Below are 20,382 nucleotides of genomic sequence, written 5' to 3' on the forward strand. Positions count from 1 at the left end.
GGCGGCGCTAGCAGACAAGTCCGCCGCTGTCGAGATATGGCGCCGTGGGCCGTTTGCGTATACTGCGCAGATGTTCTCCCCAACTGCTTTGCGCCCGCGATGCGCCAGATGGCTCATCGTCACCGGACTCTTCCTGATGCTCAGCGCCTGTGTTGATAAACCCAGCACGCTCGAGCGAATCAAGGAGGATGGCGTATTGCGGGTGATTACCCGAAACAGCCCGGCGACTTACTTCCAGGACCGCAACGGTGAAACCGGTTTCGAATACGAACTGGTCAAGCGTTTTGCCGATGACCTGGGCGTGAAGCTGGAAATCGAGACCGCCGACAACCTCGATGACCTGTTCGGCCAGCTGGGCAAACCCAACGGCCCGGTGCTCGCCGCCGCCGGCCTGGTCAGCAGCGAGCAGCGCCAGCAACAGGTGCGTTTCTCCCATCCTTACCTGGAAGTCACCCCGCAGATCATCTACCGCAACGGCCAGTCACGCCCGACGAACGCGGCGGACCTGGTGGGCAAGAAGATCATGGTGCTCAAGGGCAGCACCCACGCCGAACAACTGGCGGCGCTTAAAAAGCAGAACCCGGCCATCGAATACGAAGAATCCGATGCTGTCGAGGTGGTCGACCTGCTGCGCATGGTGGACGAGGGGCAAATCGACCTGACCCTGGTGGACTCCAACGAAGTGGCGATGAACCAAGTGTACTTCCCCAACGTACGGGTGGCGTTCGACCTCGGCAATGCCTGCAACCAGAGCTGGGCCGTGGCGGCCGGCGACGACAACAGCCTGCTCAACGAGATCAACAGCTACCTGGACAAGGTGGAAAAGAACGGCACCCTGCAACGCCTTAAAGACCGCTATTACGGGCACGTCGATGTACTCGGCTATGTCGGCGCCTACACCTTCGCCCAGCATTTGCAGCAGCGGCTGCCCAAATACGAGAAACACTTTCGCGCCTACGCCAAGGAAGAAAAAGTCGATTGGCGCCTGCTTGCGGCTATCGGTTATCAGGAATCGCTGTGGCAACCGGCGGTCACCTCAAAGACCGGCGTGCGCGGCCTGATGATGCTGACCCAGAACACCGCCCAGGCCATGGGCGTGTCCAACCGCCTGGATGCCAGGCAAAGCATCATGGGCGGCGCCAAGTACCTGGCCAAGATCAAGGACGAGCTGGACGACAAGATCGCCGAGCCCGACCGCACCTGGTTCGCCCTCGCTGCTTATAACGTCGGCACCGGCCATCTGGACGACGCGCGCATCCTGGCGAAGAAGGAAGGCCTGAACCCGAACAAGTGGCTGGATGTGAAGAAGATGCTGCCGCGCCTGTCGCAGAAGCAGTGGTACAGCAAGACCCGCTACGGTTACGCCCGAGGCGGCGAGCCGGTGCACTTCGTGGCGAACATCCGGCGCTACTACGACATCCTGACCTGGGTGACCCAGCCCCAGCTGGAGGGTAACCAGGTGGTGGAAGGTAATCTGCATGTGCCGGGTGTGGACAAGACCAAACCGCCGGAAGACAACCCGAAGCTCTAGGTACCCGTGTGGGAGAGCGCTTTGTGGTAAGCGGGCCGGTGATCGGGCCTTTGTAGTGACGGGGCTTTTGTGGTGAGCGGGCTTTTTGTGGTGAGCGGGCTTGCCCCGCGCTGGGTGGCGAAGCCGCCCCAAAACCAGGCGCTACGGTTTTCCTGAAAAATCGCGGCGGCCCTATTGGGGCCGCTTCGCAGCCCAGCGCGGGGCAAGCCCGCTCACCACAAAAAGCCTGCTCACCAGAGAGGCCCGCTCACCACACACGAACTGCAGCTCATTCAAATGGCTCAACGTTGATCGACGTCGTCTTATAAACCGGTGATCAGGTGCACAACACCGCCCGGCAACACCATCACCGCCGGCACACTCGCTGCTTTCAACGCCGCCTCATCCAATCGTCCCACATCCTGCAACTGCACCCTCACCCGCGTCAGCGCCACCCGCTGTTGCGACTTGAGGTTATCCGCACCCCCCAACGCACTCAGCACTTCGGGCGACAACAGATTCTGCGTCGGTGCCTCGACCGTCTCGGCGATCAAATCCGGGGTCAGGGCCTTCCAGAACGCCTGCTTCAATTTATCCAACATGCTCAGTTCTCCAGCACAACGGTGGCTGTTTGATAGTCGCGCAGGGCCTCGCGCACTTGGGCGGCTTCTTCCAGGCCCAGCACCTGGCGGGCGATGCTCTGGCAGTCGACCAGGTCCAACTCGCGCACGGTGGCCTTGATGGTCGGGATCAACGGCACGCTGACCGACAACTCATCGACCCCCAACCCGATCAACAACGGCACGGCCAGCGCTTCCGACGCCAACGCGCCGCAGACGCCCACCCATTTGCCGTGGGCATGAGCGGCCTTGACGGTGGTGGCAATCAGGCGCAATACCGCCGGGTGAAAGCTGTCGGCCTGGCTGGCCAGCCGTGGGTGATCGCGGTCCATGGCCAGGGTGTATTGGGTCAGGTCGTTGGTGCCGATGGAGAAAAAATCCACATGGGGCGCAAACACGTCGGCCATCAAGGCGGCGGACGGCACTTCGATCATGATGCCCAGCTTCGGCAGCTCGACAAGCCCCAGCGCCAGCGCCTCTTCTTCAAGGATCTTGCGCGCCAGGTGCAGCTCCGACAACAGGCTGACCATCGGTAACATGATATGCAGCCGCGTCAGGCCGGCACTGGCGAGGATGGCGCGCAACTGCTCGCGCAGTAGCTGTGGACGCTCCAGGCACAGGCGAATCCCGCGCAAACCCAGGAATGGGTTGGTCTCCGCTTCCATCGGCACGTAGGCCAACGGTTTGTCGCCGCCCACGTCCAGGGTGCGCACCACCAGGTTGCGTTCAGTACCCAGGGCACGGGCGATGGCGCTGTAAGTGGTGGCCTGTTCCTCGGGGCTCGGCGCGCGGTTACGGTCGAGGTAGAGGAATTCCGAGCGCAGCAGGCCCACGCCTTCACCCCCTAGGGTCAGGGATTGCTCCACCTCCTGAAGCGAAGCGACGTTGGCCGTGACCTCGACGTGATGACCATCGCGGGTGATGGCGGGCAACGCAGCCTGCGCCACATCGCGCTGATGCCGCTGCACCTGTTGTTGGCGAGCCACTTCCAAGCGTTCGATTTCAGCCAGGTTCGGCGCCAGATGCAGCTCGCCTTTATCGGCATCCAGCAGCACCTGCTTGCCATTCGCCAGCGCCAAGACCTGCTCCGGCACCCCGCAGATCGCCGGCAAGCCCAAGGCACGGGCGAGGATCGCCACATGGCTGGTCGCCCCGCCGCCGACGGTGACAAACCCCAGCACCTTTTGGGGATCGAGGCTGGCGGTTTGCGAAGGCGTCAGTTGCTCGGCGACCAGGATCGCGCGGTCGGGCAGGTCCCAGGCGCGGTCTTGAATTCCGAGGATCAGCTTCAGCACACGCTGGCCGACATCCGCGAGGTCCGCCGCACGTTCGGCCAACAGGGCATTGCCCAGGTTCTGGAACAGCTGGGCAGTGGCGACCGTGGCGCTGTTCCAGGCAAATGCGGCGCTCTTGCCTTCGGCCAGCAGGCCGTGGGCTTGTTCCAGCAGCGTCGGGTCTTCGAGCAATTCCTGATGGGCGCGGAAAATCTCCGCCTGGGCACTGCCTGCCGCCTGGGTTTGCAGGGCTTGCAGCGCTTCGGTTGCAGCCAGCAAGCCACGGTCCAAAGCGCCGCGCTCGAACGCCTCGCCAGCGCCCTGTTCAGTCACCTTCAGCTCGGGCTCAGCAACCTGGACCACCTGGCCAAACGCCGATCCCGGCGATGCGCAAACGCCTCGCAGCAGCGTCGCCGACGATACCGGCACGGGCGCTTCAAGCTGTGCAGCCGGCGCCGCAATGGCCTCGCCGCAGCCTTCAAGCAACAGCGCGACCAGCGCTTGGATCGCCGCCTCGGCATCGTCACCGGCCGCACTCACTTGCAAGGTATCGCCCTGCACGGTTTGCAGCGCCATGATCGCCACCAGCGACTTGGCGTTGGCACTCTGGGTTTGCTTGTGCAGGTAAATGCTCGCGTTAAAACCTTTCGCGGCTTGTGCAAACACGGCGGCCGGGCGCGCGTGTAAACCGTTGGCGTTGGGTAAGGTCAACGGCTTTGAGAAGCGTGCATCGCCCTCCTCCTCATCGGCCTCCTCTACCCGGTTGCCGGGCGCTACCTGCAACACCGGCTGGCCCCGTTCCACCAGGCCGCTTGCCAACGGCGTGAACGGCTCGCCGCTGACCACCAGCATCAAGGTCAGCAAACTGCGTGCGTGGAGTGCCACATAGTCGGCATCGAATTCGATCAAGGCTTGCCCGGCTTCTACCCGCTGGCCTTCCTCGACCAGGCGGGTGAAGCCCTTGCCGGCCAGGCTCACGGTGTCCAGGCCGATATGCATCAGCACCTGCACGCCGTTGTCGTCGGTGACGCTGACCGCATGCCCACTGTCCTGGATATTGCTGATCACCCCGGCCAGGGGGGCGCACAGGGTCTGCGAGGTGGGATCGATGCACAGGCCGTCGCCGATCATGCGGCTGGCGAACACCGGGTCAGGCACCTTGTCCAGTGCCAGCAGCACGCCGGACAAGGGCGCCAGCAGTTCCAGGGGTTGAGTTGCGGTCATGACGTCACCTGCTGTTTTGTTCTGTAAAGATCCTTGGGTGGATGCCTATCCCATGGATGACTTATTTCCACCAGTATTCAACCTGCACGCCAACGTTCGACCCATGCCGCGCGGTGCCATAGGCGCCGGTGTCGGACAACGCCGAGCCCGCCGCCAGTTCATTCGCTGCACGCTTGGCCGCTTCGTTCCAGGTCGCATAGGTGTAGTACAAACGCACTTCCGGCCGCGCCCAGAAATCCGGGCCGTTGGGCGACCAGGTCGGGGCAAAGGTAAATTTGCTCAGCTTGCGCGTGCCGCCGGTGGCATCGACCTGATCATGCCCAAGCTCGGTGACCAACTTGAATTGTTCGCTGATCGCATACGCAGGGCGCACGCCGATGGACATCCAGGTCTGGTCCTGGCTGCCGGGGCGAATATCCTTCTGGTACACCGCCTCGATCTGCCCACCAAAACGCGGGGTCACCTGCCAGTCGAAGAACTCCACGGCGCGATAACTTTTGCTGCTGTTATCCAGGAAGGTATTGCCGGTGTAGCCCAGGCCGGTGCCGGGGCCTTCGCCGTACTGCAAAGCGAATTTGTTCTTGCCGCCCAGGAAGTTTTTTTGCACATGCTGCGCGGTGAGCGCCCAGCCGCTGTGGGTGTCGCGCCCGCCGGCCTTTTCGATATGGCTCAAGCCCAGCTCCAGCTCGCCGCCGGGGTTGGTCTTGAAGCCCGCGACGTTGAAGTCGTGACGGGTGGCGTATTCCTTCTGGTACAGGTTGTCCTTGCGCGAAATGGCGTAGCTGTACTTGAGGTCGCCGATCAGCACGTCCTCGATTCCGCCGCCGGTGGCGCTCTGGTTCCAGTAGTAGAAGTCGGAAATATGGATGTCATTGCGTTTGTAGTAACGCCGACCGGCCCACAGCGAACCGCCATTGAGGGCAGGCAGGTTCGACCACTGCGCATACATCTGCGGCATGCGCGCCGAGCCGTTGTCTTCGCCCTGGAATTTAAGGGCGCGGTCGTATTGGTTGTACAGCGACGCCATGGCGTCGACGCTGAGCACCGAGCCATCGTCGAGGGTCAGCAGGTCCTGACGCAGTTCCAGTTCGGCGTACTGCTCGCATTCGTTGCCCAGTCGATATTTGGTTTGCGCCCCCGGCAACTGGAAACATTGCTGCTTGCCACTGCCTGTCGACGTCCCCGCGCCGCTGCGCAAGTAACCGGCAAATTCCAGGGCCTGCGCGCCGAATGGCAGGCTCAGGCAGGATGCAACGAGGCCCAGCTTTATTGTTGTTTTCATGAATGCTCCTTCTATTTTTATTGTTTTATTACTGTCCTTGCACGACACGATTCCCTGTAGGAGCGAGCTTGCTCGCGAAGAACGCCAACGATTACGCAGCGATACTGGTTTAACGCGGCGCTCTCAGGTTTTTCGCGAGCAAGCTCGCTCCTACAGGGGGCGTATCAATCAATCAGGTGCAGCACGAACGATTCGTAGGGACGCAAGACGACCGTGGCCGAGCGTCGCGGGCAGTCGGGGTAGTTGCTGATCAGCAGGCGTTGCTCGGTCGCGGCCTCGATCACGTCGCCAGGCAGCTGGACCTCACAGGGCTGGCCGTAGAAGTTGTTCAGCACCAGCAGGCGCTCGCCGTGGCCTTCGCGCAGGTACGCCCAGACCTGCAAATGGTCTTGCAGCAGTTGGCGGTAAACCCCCTCTTGAATCAGCGGTTCGTGACGGCGCAGGGCGATCAGTGCGCGGTAGTGATGCAGCACGGAGTCGGGATCGTCGCGCTGGTGTTCAACGTTGATCTGCGCGGCATTCGCCGGGAGGCTGATCCAGGGCTCGCCGCTACTGAAACCCGCATTCGGCTGCGCGTTCCACTGCATCGGCGTACGGCCGTTGTCGCGGGACTTCTGCATGATCGCCGCCATACTCGCCGCTTCGGATTCACCGGCATCGCGCTTGAGGCGGAAGATGTTCAGGGTCTCCACATCGCGGTACTGATCGATGCTGTCGAAGCCCGGATTGGTCATGCCCAGTTCTTCGCCCTGGTACACGAACGGCGTGCCCTGGAGGAAGTGCAGCGCGGTGGCGAGCATCTTGGCCGAGACCACGCGATGCTCACCGTCGTCACCAAACCGCGAGACCACCCGGGGTTGATCGTGGTTACACCAGAACAGCGCGTTCCAGCCGCCACCGGCCTGCATGCCCAGTTGCCAGTCGGAGAGGATCTGCTTGAGTTGCAGGAAGTCGAAGTCAGCCTTCACCCACTTCTGCAGGTTCGGGTAATCGACTTTCAGGTGATGAAAGTTGAAGGTCATCGACAGCTCTTTCGACTCTGGCCGCGAGTAGCGAATGCAATGCTCAAGGCTGGTGGACGACATCTCGCCGACGTTGATCAGGTCATGGCCTTCAAAGACTTCGCGGTGCATCTCCTGCAGGTATTCATGCACGTTCGGGCCGTCGGTGTAGAAGCGGCGCCCGTCGCTGTTGTCTTCGGGGAAATCGGCGGGCTTGGAGATCAGGTTGATCACGTCCAGGCGGAAACCGCCCACGCCCTTGTCACGCCAGAAGCGCATCAACTTGAACACCTCGGCACGCACCTGGGGATTGTCCCAATTGAGGTCGGCCTGGGTGTGGTCGAACAGGTGCAGGAAGTACTGGCCGGTTTGCGCCTCGTATTCCCAGGCTGACCCGCCGAACTTGGATTCCCAGTTGTTCGGCTGGTCGCGCCAGATGTAGAAGTCGCGGTAGGGGTTGTCGAGGCTGCTGCGCGCCTGCTGGAACCACTCATGCTCGATGGAGGTGTGGTTGACCACAATGTCGAGCATCAGCTTGATGCCACGCTTGGCCGCTTCGCTGATCAGCAGGTCGCAGTCGGCCATGGTCCCGTAGCTGGGGTCGATGGCGTAGTAGTCGCTGATGTCGTAGCCGTTGTCCCGTTGCGGCGAGCGCAGGAACGGGGTGATCCACAGGCAATCCACGCCCAGCCATTTGAGGTAGTCGAGTTTGTCCACGATGCCCAGCAGGTCACCGGTGGCGTTACCCGCGTGGCTGTGGAAGCTCTTGGGGTAGATCTGGTAGATCACCGAGTGTTGCCAGTCTTGCATGGTGGGTTCCTTCAGTAGAGTTTTGTGCTGGCCTCTCGGGCCTCGATGGCGATTGATCAGGCGACGCGATAACCCGGCCGAACAATCTTCATGCTCAACGCACAGGTCAGTACAAACGGCACGACCATCGCGATGACCATCCCGATCACAAACATCGCGATGGATTGCGGCACGATCGAGATAAACCCAGGTAAACCACCGACGCCGATGGCCGAGGCCTGCACCTTGTTCAGCGACAGGAAAATGCTGCCCAGCGCCGAGCCCACCAGGGCCGCGTAAAACGGAAACTTGAAGCGCAGGTTCACCCCGAACATCGCCGGTTCCGTGATGCCGAAGTACGCGGAAATCGCTGAGGTCGAGGCCATGCTTTTATCCCGCGCATTGCGGGTGGTGTAGAACACCGCGAGCGCGGCGCTGCCCTGGGCCAGGTTGGACATCACGATCATCGGCCAGATAAACGTGCCGCCCTGGGTGGAGATCAGTTGCAGGTCCACGGCGAGGAACATGTGGTGCATGCCGGTGATCACCAGCGGCGCGTACAGCAGCCCGAAAATCGCTCCGCCAACCATCGGCGCCAGGTCAAACAGGGTGACCACGCCTTCGGTGATCAGGATGCCGAGGTGACGGGTCACCGGGCCGATGATCGCCAACGCGAGCACGCCGGTGACGACGATGGTGGTGATTGGCACGACCAGCAATTGAATGGCGTTGGGCACACGAGCGCGCAGCCATTTCTCGATGACGCTCATGACATACGCCGCCATCAGGATCGGCAGGATCTGCCCCTGGTAGCCGACTTTCTCGATCTTGAACCAACCGAAAATATCGAAGTACGGCAGGCTCTGGCCGTCGAGCCCGGCGACCGCCTTGCCGTAGTTCCAGGCATTGAGCAGATCGGGATGCACCAGCATCAGGCCGAGCACGATGCCGAGGATTTCACTGCCGCCAAAGCGCTTGGCCGCCGACCAACCCACCAACGCCGGCAGGAACACGAACGAGGTGTTGGCCATCAGGTTGATCAGGCTCCACAGGCCATCCAGGTTCGGATACGCCTCCAGCAGCGTCTGGCCCTCGATGAACATGCCCTTGGCGCCCATCAGGTTGTTCACGCCCATCAGCAGGCCGGCGATGATCAACGCGGGCAGGATCGGCATGAACACATCGGAGAACACCCGTACCAGGCGCTGCATGGCGTTGGTCTTGTCGGCGCCCTTCTTCTTCACATCGGCGATGGTGGCGGCGGCGAGGCCGGTCTGTTCGCGCAGGGCGGCGTAGACCTTTTCCACTTCGCCGGGGCCGATCACCACCTGGAACAAACCGCCGGTGAAGAACGAGCCCTTGACCAGTTCGACCTGGTTCAACGCGCTGTTGTTGACCAGGCTCGGATCCTTGAGCGCCAGGCGCAGGCGGGTCACGCAGTGGGCAGCTTGCTCAAGGTTGTCGCTGCCCCCGAGGTACTCGAGGATCTCGCGGGCAATGTTGGAATAGTCGTGGCTCATGCTTGGTTTCCACTTTGATTTTTTTTATTGGGGGCAGTCATTGGCAGCACGCCGAAGGCAAAAGTACTCGTACAGACGAGTTAAAGCAACAACTCGTCTGTACGAGTTTGATTTTGTTTATTCCCTGCAGGACACCGCTGTGCTGCAAGCCGCAGAAATCCATGGGTCTAATGGACAAACTCCCGCTCTGCCTCTAAGGTTCCTGCCTTGAACGCCAACGCGGCACAGAGCCCTATCCATGAGCAAATACAACCAGATCTATACCGATCTGCTTGCCAGCATCACCACCGAACGCCTGCAACGCGGCACGCGCCTGCCCTCCGAAACCGAATTGATGGACAGCTACCAGGCCAGCCGAGGCACCGTGCGTCGCGCCATCGAGCAACTGCAGGAACGTGGGTTTGCGCAAAAGATCCACGGCAAGGGCACCTTCGTGCTCTCGCCCAACCCGATTGAGTTCCAACTCGGCGGCATCGTCAGCTTTCACGAAACCCACGCCGACCTGGGCGATGACGTACGCACCGAAGTGGTCGAATTCACCCAGCTCCCCCTGGAAGGCCCATTGTTGCAACACATCGAGGCCGAACCCGGCAGCCTCATCACACGCATCAAACGGGTACGACGCATCGGCGGCAAACGGGTGATCCTCGACATCAACCACTTCGTCGCCGACCTGATCCCAGGCCTGGACCAGGCGATCGCCGAACAGTCGATCTACGCCTTCATCGAGCAGACCTTGCAACTGCAGATCAGCTACGCCCAGCGCACCATCGAAGCCCTGCCCCGCAGCAAGGACGACCAGACGCACCTGGACCTCGAAGGGCAAAGCCATGTGATCGTGGTGAGCAACCAGACGTTTTTGCAGGACGGGCGACAGTTCGAGTACACCGAGTCGCGGCATACGTTGGATAAGTTTTACTTCTCCGATATCGCCAGGCGCTAACTATCTACCCATCGCCCGTCTAAACGGCTTGGCATGCTCGGCTCTTCCCCCTTAAGGAGAGCAGCATGCCGCTTGCCGACACCTCCCCCGCCGCTCAGCAACAACTCAGGGCCCTGGCGCCCATCGTGCTGGATGCGTGCCCGAACATGCAGAGGATGGCCATCGAGGCCGCCCGCGAGATTCTCGCAAAACACGGTCTGGCGACCCTGGATCCCGATCACGTGCACTGGCACCGCTTCACCGGCGGTGTCGGTGACCCGGCGACGTTTACGGGCTGGAGCCACAACGAAAAACCCCAGGCGTCGATGACGCTGACGCAGCTGGTCATTCACCGCTTCGAGGTACATGACCAGGACAATGCCGACCTGCTCGACGGTGATGGTGGCTTTTATCGCGAGGGTGCCGAGGCGCGGTTATTCGATCAGCATAACGAAGTGCGGCTGTCCGCCAGCGCGGTGCTCAAGGACTTCTGGGCGATCAATTTCAGCGATCGCTACACCACGCGCATGGATGCATTCTGGAGCGCTCACTTCGATGATTTTCGCACCCTGGCCAAGGTCAACTGCCTGGCCGAGGCCCTGCAAGCACGACAGGCCGGGGATCTCACCACGTCACAGTTGCAGACGGTGATTCGGGCCCTGGCCAGCAATCTGTGCTGGCCCCCAACCCTGTCCAACCTGCAGGCCAAGGCCACTTCAGCCGGCGGGCTGCGTGTGGCGGCGCTGGATATCGGTGGACATACCGCCACGGATATCCTGCGCATCGTCGACGGCGATGGGCGGCAAATCCTTTATGTACCGGGCGAGTCACAGGCCTTCCACTGTTTCGAGACCCCTGCCGACCTGCATTTCTGGCTGCTGAACCAGACCAGCCACCCGGATAACCGCGCCCGCTTCATGGCCCATTTCCCGCTGTCGGCGCAGATCCAGCAGGACGACACCGCTGCCGTGACGTGGAAACAGATGCTGCTCACCCCCGTGCTGATCTATCGCACCGCCCAGGCCCTGGCGGGTACCCTGCCGCCGGACTGGGTGGACAAGGGCCTGTCCCACCAACTCGACCAGTTGTTTGTCGACTGGGGCACCTGGGACCACCGCCTGATCAATCAAGCCGACCAGGCCATCGAGGACGATGCCTTTACCTGGCTGGCGCAATCGAGTCAGACGCGCATGCGCAATGACGCGGATTTTTCCCTGCGCAGCAATGGCGACCTGCGCAAGAAACTCTGGATCGGCTACCTGAACGCCTTTGGCAAAACCTTTGGCCCGATGGCCGTGGTCGGCTGGCCGGTGGCGTTGGTGGTCGTGGGGGCCAGTGCGGCAAATCTTGGCCTGAACATCGACCAGGCCATCAACGGCAAGACCCCGGCCGAACGCCACGCCGGGGAGCTGGGCGCGGTATTCAGTGCCATCGATACGCTGTTTAACCTGGCACTGTTGAAAGCCGACGGGGTCATGCCCGATATCGCCGAAGCGGCCGACACCCTCGCAGTGGAGCCCATTGAGTTGACGCCGCCCACAGCGCCCGCCAGCGCACCGCCGGTGCCTGAGCCTGCGGTACCTGCCACCTACCAGGCCAACCTGATACTGGAAGGAGAACACCTGGATACCGCCCCCGGAAAATTCCAGCAGGTCTATAGCCTGCGGACCTCCGACGGCATGCCTCAGCAAGCCATCCTGATGAACGATCAAGCCTATTACGTGCGCTACGAAGCCGACCCCAACGGTCGTGGGCATTGGGCGATTGTCGACCCGAACAACCCCCATGGCTTTTCCGGCGCGCTGCCGGTGCGCCTGAACGAACTCAACGAATGGGAACCTGTGCCCCACAGCAACGGCTTGAAAGGCGGCGGGGGAAACTCCAGCAAAAGCGCCCGGGGGCCGGCCCCCTCGCGGGTCCCGCCACCGCCACAAGCGATGACCACGCCACCCCACTCGCTGCGCAGGGTGACCAGCCCCTTCGATACCCCGCCATCCACCCGCCCGGAAGTGAAACGCTGGGCAATGGGCCTCACTGAAACCCATGTTCACAGCCGCTTCGGCCGTATTGACCGCTTCACCTACTACTTCGGCGAAACGCACCGCAAACTGCTGCAATCGGCGCAAGACTTCTACAAGGAACTGTCCTGGACCCGCCTGCCACCTCGTCCGGACATCCCCGCCTTTGAACCGACAACGGCCTTCGAAGAAGTCCTCGAACGCCTGCCCGAAGACCTACCGGGCTACGTCATCGGCGAAACCCTGGACCGTATCAGCAGCACCCGCCTGCTGATCAACAACATGCCGCTCTTCGCGCGCAAGGGCGTGAAAACCCTGTATATGCGGCGCCTGCTCAACGACTTCGCCCAGGATGATCTGAACCACTACTTCCAGACCGGCAAGATGCCGGAGGACCTGGAAAGCTACCTTGGCAAGCTGGGCACCGATCCATCCGGGCAGTTCAATGAACTGGAACTGGTCAAGACCGCCAGGGCCAATGGCATACGCGTGCAGGCTATCGATTGCGCAGCCCATTACAAATACCCCACCCCTATCGCCGATCTTTCAGAGCAGGTGATGAGCAATTACCTCGCCCACCTCCTTATCCAAGCCGACATAGCGCTGAACGGCGGCGGTAAATGGCTGGTACTGACCGGGGCCAGAAACATCAATACCTTTAATGGATTCGCCGGTCTCAGTGAACTGGAAGGAGGTATCGGGCTGCGTATAGAAGAGGTCTTTCCGGGGCAAGGTAACGAGGTGCGTATCGACCCCGGCATCGCCATTGATCGCGACAACGCCCCCAGTCATGAAAGCGTCGGCGACAGCTTCGACACCTTGAATGCCGACCTACGCGTACAAGTGGAAGCCCCGCCGGTGCACAGGACGCTGGAGCAACAGCAGCGACTGCTGTTTCGCAAGGGCATGTACCTGATCGACAAAAACCAGGGCAACTACACCCTGCGGCACCACAGCAGAGACAGGGGCATCGTTGCGACCCCCATCAATCGACTGGCCGACGGCAGCTTTTACATCGACCGCCCGGCCTGGGCAGGCGTGCATGACATACGGTTCCCCACGCTGGAACAGCTGTCCAGCGCCCTTACCAATATGGGCATGAGCCTGCAAAGTCGGCTTCCTGCCTGACAGGCAATAAAAAACCTGGCCGAGGCCAGGTTTTTTACTCACTCAACGCAGGCCATTCAGGCTCGCCTTGCTTATTCCCACTCAATCGTCGCCGGCGGCTTGCTCGACACGTCATAAGTAACGCGCGAAATACCTTCGATCTCATTGATGATACGGCCGCTGACGGTTTCCAGCAGTTCGTACGGCAGGTGTGCCCAACGGGCGGTCATGAAGTCGATGGTTTCCACGGCACGCAGGGCCACGACCCAGGCGTAACGACGGCCATCGCCTACAACGCCTACGGACTTAACCGGCTGGAACACCACGAACGCCTGGCTGACCTTGTGGTACCAGTCGGCCTTGCGCAGTTCTTCGATGAAGATGTGGTCGGCACGGCGCAGCAGGTCGGCGTATTCCTTTTTCACTTCACCGAGGATGCGCACGCCCAGGCCCGGGCCGGGGAATGGATGGCGGTAGACCATATCGTACGGCAGGCCGAGTTCCAGGCCCAGACGGCGGACTTCGTCCTTGAACAGTTCGCGCAGCGGTTCTACCAGCTTGAGGTTCATTTCCTCAGGCAGGCCACCCACGTTGTGGTGGGACTTGATCACGTGGGCCTTGCCGCTCTTGGCGCCGGCCGACTCGATCACGTCGGGGTAGATGGTGCCCTGGGCGAGGTACTTGATGTTGTCCAGCTTGTTGGACTGGGCATCGAATACGTCGATGAAAGTGCGGCCGATGATCTTGCGCTTCTTCTCCGGGTCGGATTCGCCGGCCAGGTTGTTCAAGAACTGCTCTTCGGCGTTGGCGCGGATCACCTTGACGCCCATGTTCTCGGCGAACATGGCCATTACCTGCTCGCCTTCGTGCAGGCGCAGCAGGCCGTTGTCGACGAACACGCAGGTCAGTTGGTCGCCGATGGCCTTGTGCAGCAGCGCAGCGACCACGGAGGAGTCAACGCCGCCGGACAGACCGAGCAGCACGTTGTCGGTGCCGACCTGGGCGCGTACGTTGGCGATCGCGTCTTCAGCGATTTTCGACGGGGTCCACAGGGCTTCACACTCGCAGATGTCGAGGATGAAGCGCGACAGGATGCGCCCGCCTTGCTTGGTGTGGGTCACTTCCGGGTGGAACTGCACGCCGTAGTAACGACGCTCGTCGCTGAACATGCCGGCGATCGGGCAGCTCGGGGTGCTGGCCAGGATGTGGAAGTCTTCCGGCATCCTGGTGACCTTATCACCGTGGCTCATCCATACGTCGAGGCCGAACAGGCCATCGGCGTCGATGTGGTCTTCGATGCCGTCCAGCAGGCGGCTCTTGCCGACCACGTCGACACGGGCATAACCGAATTCACGCAGCTCGGAACCTTCAACCTTGCCGCCCAGTTGCTCGGCCATGGTCTGCATGCCGTAGCAGATACCAAAGACAGGAACGCCCAGGTCGAACACGGCTTGCGGGCAACGCGGGCTGTTGGCTTCGTGCACGGACTCGGGGCCACCGGCGAGGATGACGCCTTTCGGTGCGAATTCGCGAATCGCTTCGTCATCCATGTCGAACGGGTGCAGTTCGCAGTACACGCCGATTTCACGCACGCGGCGGGCGATCAGTTGGGTGTACTGGGAACCGAAGTCGAGGATCAGGATGCGGTGGGCGTGAATGTCGAGGGCCATGAAGTCAGTCTCGTCTAATGAATCAGAAACAACTCGGGGCTGAAGAACAGCCCCGGTTACTTAACATTTTGCTGGAAGCCTCAACCTACGCGGTAGTTTGGCGCTTCCTTGGTGATCTGCACGTCGTGGACATGGGATTCAGCCATGCCGGCGCCGGTGATCCGCACGAACTCTGGCTTGGTGCGCATTTCTTCGATGTCGGCGCTGCCGGTGTAGCCCATCGAGGAACGCAGGCCGCCCATCAGTTGATGGATGATGGCGCTCAGGGTGCCCTTGTACGGCACACGGCCTTCGATGCCTTCCGGCACGAGCTTCTCGGCGCCTGCCGAGGAGTCCTGGAAGTAACGGTCGGAAGAGCCTTGCGCCTGGGACATGGCGCCCAGCGAACCCATGCCGCGGTAAGCCTTGTAGGAACGGCCCTGGAACAGTTCGATCTCGCCCGGCGCTTCTTCGGTACCGGCGAACATCGAGCCCATCATCACGCAGGAAGCACCGGCAACGATAGCCTTGGACAGGTCACCGGAGAAACGAATGCCGCCGTCGGCGATCAACGGTACGCCAGTGCCTTCAAGGGCAGCGGCGACGTTGGCGATGGCGCTGATTTGCGGCACGCCCACACCGGCAACGATACGCGTGGTGCAGATCGAGCCAGGGCCGATACCGACCTTGACCGCATCGGCACCGGCTTCGGCCAGGGCCTTGGCGGCCGCGCCGGTGGCAATATTGCCGCCGATCACCTGCACCTCAGGGAAGTTCTGCTTGACCCAGCGAACGCGGTCGATCACGCCTTTGGAGTGACCGTGGGCAGTGTCGACCACTACCACGTCAACGCCGGCAGCGACCAGGGCCGCCACGCGGTCGCCAGTGTCTTTGCCGGTACCGACCGCAGCGCCGACGCGCAGACGACCTTGGTCATCCTTGCTGGCCAGCGGGTAAGCCTTGGCTTTTTCGATGTCATTGACGGTCATCATCCCTTTGAGGGCGAATTTGTCGTCGACGATCAGCACGCGCTCGATACGGTGCTTGTGCAGCAGTTCGCGCACATCGTTCTTGTCGGCGCCTTCCTTGACAGTCACGAGGCGCTCTTTAGGCGTCATCACTTCGCGGACGGTGACTTCAAGACGGTTCTCGAAACGCACGTCACGGGAAGTGACGATGCCGACCAGGTCGCCATCGTGCAGTACCGGAACGCCGGAGATGTTGTGCAGGCGAGTCAGGTCGAACAGGTCACGCACGGTAGCGTCGGCTTCGATGGTGATCGGATCCTTCACCACACCGGCTTCGTAACGCTTGACCTTGCGCACTTCGGCAGCTTGCTGCTCGATGGTCATGTTCTTGTGGATGATGCCGATGCCGCCTTCCTGGGCCATGGCAATGGCCAGACGGGCTTCGGTGACGGTGTCCATGGCAGCGGAAACCAGGGGAATATTCAGCTCGATGCCACGGGTTAGGCGGGTCTTGAGACTGACTTCGTTAGGAAGCACCTCGGAATAACCGGGCACTAGGAGAATGTCGTCGAATGTCAGAGCTTCTTGGCTGATACGCAGCATCGCGGGGGCTCCCGAGCGGGAAAATGGAAGCGCGCCATTATACTCAGACACCCCCCAGGTCTCAATGTAAAACTCTGACATATTTGGGAATAGTGATAGAAGGACTACAGCTCGACTTTGACCCAGCTGATCTTCTGGTCCAGCCAATCGGCGAATTCGTCGATAAAGCTCTGCTTGAACCCCGCCTCCGCCCAGTTGTTGAAGATGAACCCCAGGTTGGAAAACCCGCACGCCTGCAGGAACAGAAAACCGTTGATGTCATCTTCATGCCCACACAGCGGGCAGGTGAAGTTGTCGGTGTGGCCGGGCATCCAGTCTTCCAGGCTTTCGAACAGCGCCTCGCCGACTTCCTTGAGGCATTCCGGGCAGCCGGCCTCCTCGAGAAAGCCCTTGGCCGGGGTATAGATGCAGCGCTTGTAGATGATCTCCAGGCCGTTGACCGGCTCGTTGAACGGCAGCGCCTCGGGGTGCAGCACCACGGCGCGGGCGCCGTCGGCCAGGGCATAGGCCATGCGGTTGCCGGTGCGGCCACAGGTGGTCAGTTCTTCCTTGATGATGTTCTTGCGCACCAGCCACCGCACGATCGCCCGGGCGCGGGGTTCGTGGACGGGCAAGGTGGAGATTTTCGGGACAAGGATGCTTTGGGAATTCATGGGAGACCTGCGGCGTGGCTTCTGGCCTCATCGCGGACAAGCCCGCGATGAGGCCCGGGAGGACGGCAGCTTAATCCCTGAAGAAATCAGGTCAAGTGCTCAAGTACCGCCCAATCAACGCAATGCCACTGGCCAGCACCAACCACGTCACCAGCCGGACGAAGGCCTCGCGGGACATGCGCATGGTCAGCCTGCGCCCACACCACAGCCCCAGGGCCATCGCCGGCAGCAGGCACAGCGCCAACATCAACAGCGGCCAGTCAGCATACACCCCGGCGATCAGGAACAGGCTCAGGCGCACCACCGTGCTGCAACTGATCAGCGCGCTTTGGGTGGCGCGCGCCGCGTCCTTGGGCAAGCGGCTGTTGAGGTAGATTGCATATAAAAAGCCACCACTGCCGAACAACGCACCGAACAACCCGCCTACGGTGCCCATGGGGATCGACCAGCCAGCGGCCAGCTGCGTTGGCCGGGTTTTCACCGCCAGGCTGTAGATCGCATAGGCGCTGATAAACAGCCCCATCAGCAGCAGCAACAGGTCCGAATGCAGGTTGAGCAGAAACACCACGCCCAGGGTGCAGCCAATCGCCATGCACGGCAGCAATCGCAGCAGCTCCGGCTTGTTCACGTCCCGGCGCGTTTGCAGCAGGCCGCCGAAGGCCGCGACGAAATCCAGCAGCACCAGCAGCGGGATGATCTTCGACAGCGGCATAAACACAATCAGGATCGGCCCCGCCACCAGCGCCGTGCCAAAACCGGCGATGCCGAACACGATATAGGCCACCACCACGCCCAGGCCGATCACCAGCCAATCCATACCACCAAACGACCACTGACTCATCAGCTCAACCGGGCTCATGGGTAATTCCTTATTGGAGATGACCATCACTTTAGCCATCGGTAAGGGATGCGACTAATATCTTCAAAGCCCTCCACCCATCTCGAAAAGGCATGACGTGTGATCTCCACCCGCCAACTGCGTTACTTCGTCGAAATCGCCGACAGCGGCAGCTTCAGTGCCGCCGCCGAACGTTTGTTCGTGGCGCAATCGGCCCTGAGCCGGCAGATCAAGGAGCTGGAAAACCAACTGCGAACCCCGCTGTTCGAACGCACCGCGCGCCAGCCGCGGCTGACTGCCGCCGGTGAAGCCTTCTATCCACGGGCGCGCAACCTGCTGGGCGAATTGCTCAAGGCCAGCCAGATGGCGACCCAAGTGGGCAACGGCGAATTGGGCACACTGCGCCTCAGCCATTCGAGCACCGTGCCGATGAGCGGGCCTTTACTGCAAGGCATCGGCACCTGGCTGGAGCGCTGCCCTGGGGTGTCGATGGATATCGGCAAACTGTCCTCCGAAGCGCAGCTGGAAGAAATCGCCGACGGTCGCCTGGAAGTCGGGGTGCTGCGTTTACCCGTGCTGCGCCAGCGCGAAGGTGTACGGGTCATGCCTTTATACAGCGAACCCCTGCTGCTGGCCGTGCCTGCGAGTCATGCGCTGGCACGCAGCCAGGCGCCCATCGAACTGGAGCAACTGAAAGACCAGGCGTTTATCTCGATCCCCCATCCCCAGCGTGGCGGCCTGAGTTATCTGTCGGCCGAACTGTGCATGCGTGCGGGATTTTTCCCCAAGGCCGCGCGAGTGATGTCACGCAAAACCACCCAGTTGCAGTTGATCCAGGCCGGTTTCGGTATAGCCTTGCTGCCAAAGTCCATGCAGGACATCGCCCCCGCCAACGTGCACTTTTTGCCCCTGGCCGACCCGGACTGCCTGAGCACCGTCGCCCTGGCCTGCCAGCAGTCACCGAGCGCGTTGGTGGAGCAGTTCTGTCAAACCCTGCACGAATGCCTATAAACTGCCGTCCATGATTAAAGATCCCTTTGCCCGCTTGGGCCTGGACCGCGAAGTCCTGACTGTCAGCCAGCTCAACGGCCGCGCGCGGGTGTTGCTGGAAGACGTGTTCACCAATATCTGGGTCGAAGGCGAGATCTCCAACCTCGCCCGCCCGGCCTCCGGCCATGTGTACTTCACCCTCAAGGACAGTGGCGCCCAGGTGCGTTGTGCGCTGTTTCGCAATAACGCCGCGCGGGTCCGCCAGGCGTTGAAGGATGGCCTGGCGGTGAAGGTACGCGGCAAGGTCTCGCTGTTCGAGGGCCGTGGCGACTACCAGTTGATCCTCGATACCGTCGAACCCGCCGGGGATGGCGCGCTGCGCCTGGCCTTCGATGCCCTGAAGGAAAAACTCAGCGCCGAGGGCCTGTTCAGTGCCGAACGCAAGGTGCCGCTGCCCGCGCACCCGCGCCGCATCGGCATTATCAGTTCGCCCACCGGTGCGGTGATCCGCGACATCATCAGCGTGTTCCGTCGTCGCGCGCCCCAGGTGCAATTGACGTTGATCCCCACCGCCGTACAAGGCCGCGAAGCGATCCCGCAGATTGTGCGCGCGCTGAAGCTGGCGGATGCCCGTGGCTTTGACGCGCTGATCCTGGCCCGTGGCGGCGGTTCGCTGGAAGATCTCTGGTGCTTCAACGAAGAAGCCGTGGCGCGGGCAGTGGATGCTTGCGTGACGCCAATCGTCAGTGCCGTCGGCCATGAAACCGATGTGTCCATCAGCGATTTCGTTGCCGACGTACGCGCGCCCACACCTTCGGCGGCCGCTGAGTTGCTGGCCCCCGACGCCGGCAACCTGGTGCGCCAGGTCGAAAGCCTGCACCGCCGCTTGGTGATGCTGATGCGCAATCGCCTGACCCACGACCGCCTGCGCCTGGAAGGCATGGCCCGGCGCCTGCGGCACCCCGGCGAACGTCTGCGCCAGCAGGCCCAGCGCCTGGATGACCTGGATATGCGCCTGCGCCGCGCCTTCGAGCGCAGCCTCAATACCCGCCGCGAACGCCTGATCCGCCTGGAAACCCGTCTCGCCGGCCAGCATCCGGGGCGCCAGTTGGCCCTGCTGCGCCAGCGCCTGGACAGCCTTGCCGAACGCCTGCCCCGCGCCATGCGCGAAGGCCTCAAGGCGCGTCGCCTGCAACTGCAAAGCCAGGTGCAGACGTTGCACGTAGTCAGCCCGCTGGCAACCTTGGGCCGTGGCTACAGCATTTTGCTCGACGAGCGTGGCCAGGCCATCCGCAACGCCGCGCAGACCCACACCGGCCAGCGCCTCACCGCGCGCCTCGGTGAAGGCCAATTGCAGGTGCGGGTGGAAGATAACCACCTGACCCCCGTCACCCTTTCGTTATTGGATTGATTG

Annotated in this window: 14 protein-coding genes; 5 read left to right on the forward strand and 9 right to left on the reverse strand. The window is 61.8% G+C overall.

Annotated elements, in window-relative coordinates; translation table 11 throughout:
* The first annotated feature begins 70 nt into the window (after positions 1-70).
* Complete coding sequence (mltF, locus tag BFP99_RS19275) at positions 71-1,531, forward strand: membrane-bound lytic murein transglycosylase MltF (RefSeq protein ID WP_065947916.1); 1,461 nt, start codon at positions 71-73, stop codon at positions 1,529-1,531.
* A gap of 302 nt (positions 1,532-1,833) precedes the next feature.
* On the opposite strand, the gene BFP99_RS19280 is transcribed toward mltF, so the two are convergent.
* From BFP99_RS19280 to treP, 5 genes are all read right to left on the reverse strand, one after another.
* A complete protein-coding gene (locus tag BFP99_RS19280) occupies positions 1,834-2,112 on the reverse strand; it encodes a PTS transporter subunit EIIB (RefSeq protein ID WP_065947917.1) in 279 nt (92 codons plus the stop codon).
* 2 nt (positions 2,113-2,114) lie between these two features.
* A complete protein-coding gene (gene ptsP, locus BFP99_RS19285) occupies positions 2,115-4,628 on the reverse strand; it encodes a phosphoenolpyruvate--protein phosphotransferase (RefSeq protein WP_065947918.1) in 2,514 nt (837 codons plus the stop codon).
* 61 nt (positions 4,629-4,689) lie between these two features.
* Entirely contained in the window at positions 4,690-5,910 is a 1,221-nt protein-coding gene (locus tag BFP99_RS19290; RefSeq protein ID WP_065947919.1) for a maltoporin, read from the reverse strand.
* 164 nt (positions 5,911-6,074) lie between these two features.
* Positions 6,075-7,721 (reverse strand): alpha,alpha-phosphotrehalase, encoded by a 1,647-nt coding sequence (treC, locus tag BFP99_RS19295; RefSeq protein ID WP_065947920.1) that lies wholly within the window; start codon positions 7,719-7,721, stop codon positions 6,075-6,077.
* 56 nt (positions 7,722-7,777) lie between these two features.
* Complete coding sequence (treP, locus tag BFP99_RS19300; RefSeq protein WP_065947921.1) at positions 7,778-9,220, reverse strand: PTS system trehalose-specific EIIBC component; 1,443 nt, start codon at positions 9,218-9,220, stop codon at positions 7,778-7,780.
* A gap of 238 nt (positions 9,221-9,458) precedes the next feature.
* Between treP and treR the strand changes: the two genes are divergently transcribed.
* Entirely contained in the window at positions 9,459-10,163 is a 705-nt protein-coding gene (treR, locus tag BFP99_RS19305) for a trehalose operon repressor (RefSeq protein WP_027605432.1), read from the forward strand.
* Between the two features lie 65 nt (positions 10,164-10,228).
* Positions 10,229-13,288 (forward strand): membrane-targeted effector domain-containing toxin, encoded by a 3,060-nt coding sequence (locus tag BFP99_RS19310; RefSeq protein WP_065947922.1) that lies wholly within the window; start codon positions 10,229-10,231, stop codon positions 13,286-13,288.
* A 71-nt stretch (positions 13,289-13,359) separates the two neighbouring features.
* Here the strand turns inward: BFP99_RS19310 and guaA are convergent, their stop codons facing one another.
* From guaA to BFP99_RS19330, 4 genes are all read right to left on the reverse strand, one after another.
* On the reverse strand, positions 13,360-14,937 hold the full coding sequence (gene guaA / locus BFP99_RS19315; RefSeq protein WP_027605430.1) for a glutamine-hydrolyzing GMP synthase: 1,578 nt from the start codon (positions 14,935-14,937) through the stop codon (positions 13,360-13,362).
* 80 nt (positions 14,938-15,017) lie between these two features.
* Positions 15,018-16,487 (reverse strand): IMP dehydrogenase, encoded by a 1,470-nt coding sequence (guaB, locus tag BFP99_RS19320; RefSeq protein ID WP_017478674.1) that lies wholly within the window; start codon positions 16,485-16,487, stop codon positions 15,018-15,020.
* A gap of 104 nt (positions 16,488-16,591) precedes the next feature.
* Entirely contained in the window at positions 16,592-17,140 is a 549-nt protein-coding gene (locus BFP99_RS19325) for a sugar ABC transporter ATPase (RefSeq protein WP_065924854.1), read from the reverse strand.
* A gap of 91 nt (positions 17,141-17,231) precedes the next feature.
* Positions 17,232-17,999 carry a sulfite exporter TauE/SafE family protein gene (locus BFP99_RS19330; protein WP_065947923.1) on the reverse strand — a complete coding sequence of 256 codons (768 nt, stop codon included), beginning with the start codon at positions 17,997-17,999 and terminating at the stop codon, positions 17,232-17,234.
* A gap of 99 nt (positions 18,000-18,098) precedes the next feature.
* On the opposite strand from BFP99_RS19330, the gene BFP99_RS19335 reads away from it, so the two are divergent.
* Together BFP99_RS19335 and xseA are read left to right on the forward strand one after the other, a co-directional pair.
* On the forward strand, positions 18,099-18,989 hold the full coding sequence (locus BFP99_RS19335) for a LysR family transcriptional regulator (RefSeq protein WP_065924856.1): 891 nt from the start codon (positions 18,099-18,101) through the stop codon (positions 18,987-18,989).
* A gap of 10 nt (positions 18,990-18,999) precedes the next feature.
* Entirely contained in the window at positions 19,000-20,379 is a 1,380-nt protein-coding gene (gene xseA, locus BFP99_RS19340) for an exodeoxyribonuclease VII large subunit (protein ID WP_065924857.1), read from the forward strand.
* The last annotated feature ends 3 nt before the right edge of the window (positions 20,380-20,382 follow it).

The organism is Pseudomonas sp. 1 R 17 (genome assembly GCF_900067035.1).
GTDB classification, from domain to species: domain Bacteria; phylum Pseudomonadota; class Gammaproteobacteria; order Pseudomonadales; family Pseudomonadaceae; genus Aquipseudomonas; species Aquipseudomonas marginalis.

Excerpts from the sequence above, each read along its gene's own strand:
- BFP99_RS19325 (WP_065924854.1), bottom strand. The coding sequence starts at position 17,140 with ATGAATTCCCAAAGCATCCTTGTCCCGAAAATCTCCACCTTGCCCGTC.
- guaB (WP_017478674.1), bottom strand. The coding sequence starts at position 16,487 with ATGCTGCGTATCAGCCAAGAAGCTCTGACATTCGACGACATTCTCCTA.
- ptsP (WP_065947918.1), bottom strand. The coding sequence starts at position 4,628 with ATGACCGCAACTCAACCCCTGGAACTGCTGGCGCCCTTGTCCGGCGTG.
- guaA (WP_027605430.1), bottom strand. The coding sequence starts at position 14,937 with ATGGCCCTCGACATTCACGCCCACCGCATCCTGATCCTCGACTTCGGT.
- BFP99_RS19330 (WP_065947923.1), bottom strand. The coding sequence starts at position 17,999 with ATGAGCCCGGTTGAGCTGATGAGTCAGTGGTCGTTTGGTGGTATGGAT.
- BFP99_RS19310 (WP_065947922.1), top strand. The coding sequence starts at position 10,229 with ATGCCGCTTGCCGACACCTCCCCCGCCGCTCAGCAACAACTCAGGGCC.
- treR (WP_027605432.1), top strand. The coding sequence starts at position 9,459 with ATGAGCAAATACAACCAGATCTATACCGATCTGCTTGCCAGCATCACC.
- xseA (WP_065924857.1), top strand. The coding sequence starts at position 19,000 with ATGATTAAAGATCCCTTTGCCCGCTTGGGCCTGGACCGCGAAGTCCTG.
- treP (WP_065947921.1), bottom strand. The coding sequence starts at position 9,220 with ATGAGCCACGACTATTCCAACATTGCCCGCGAGATCCTCGAGTACCTC.
- treC (WP_065947920.1), bottom strand. The coding sequence starts at position 7,721 with ATGCAAGACTGGCAACACTCGGTGATCTACCAGATCTACCCCAAGAGC.
- BFP99_RS19280 (WP_065947917.1), bottom strand. The coding sequence starts at position 2,112 with ATGTTGGATAAATTGAAGCAGGCGTTCTGGAAGGCCCTGACCCCGGAT.
- BFP99_RS19290 (WP_065947919.1), bottom strand. The coding sequence starts at position 5,910 with ATGAAAACAACAATAAAGCTGGGCCTCGTTGCATCCTGCCTGAGCCTG.
- mltF (WP_065947916.1), top strand. The coding sequence starts at position 71 with ATGTTCTCCCCAACTGCTTTGCGCCCGCGATGCGCCAGATGGCTCATC.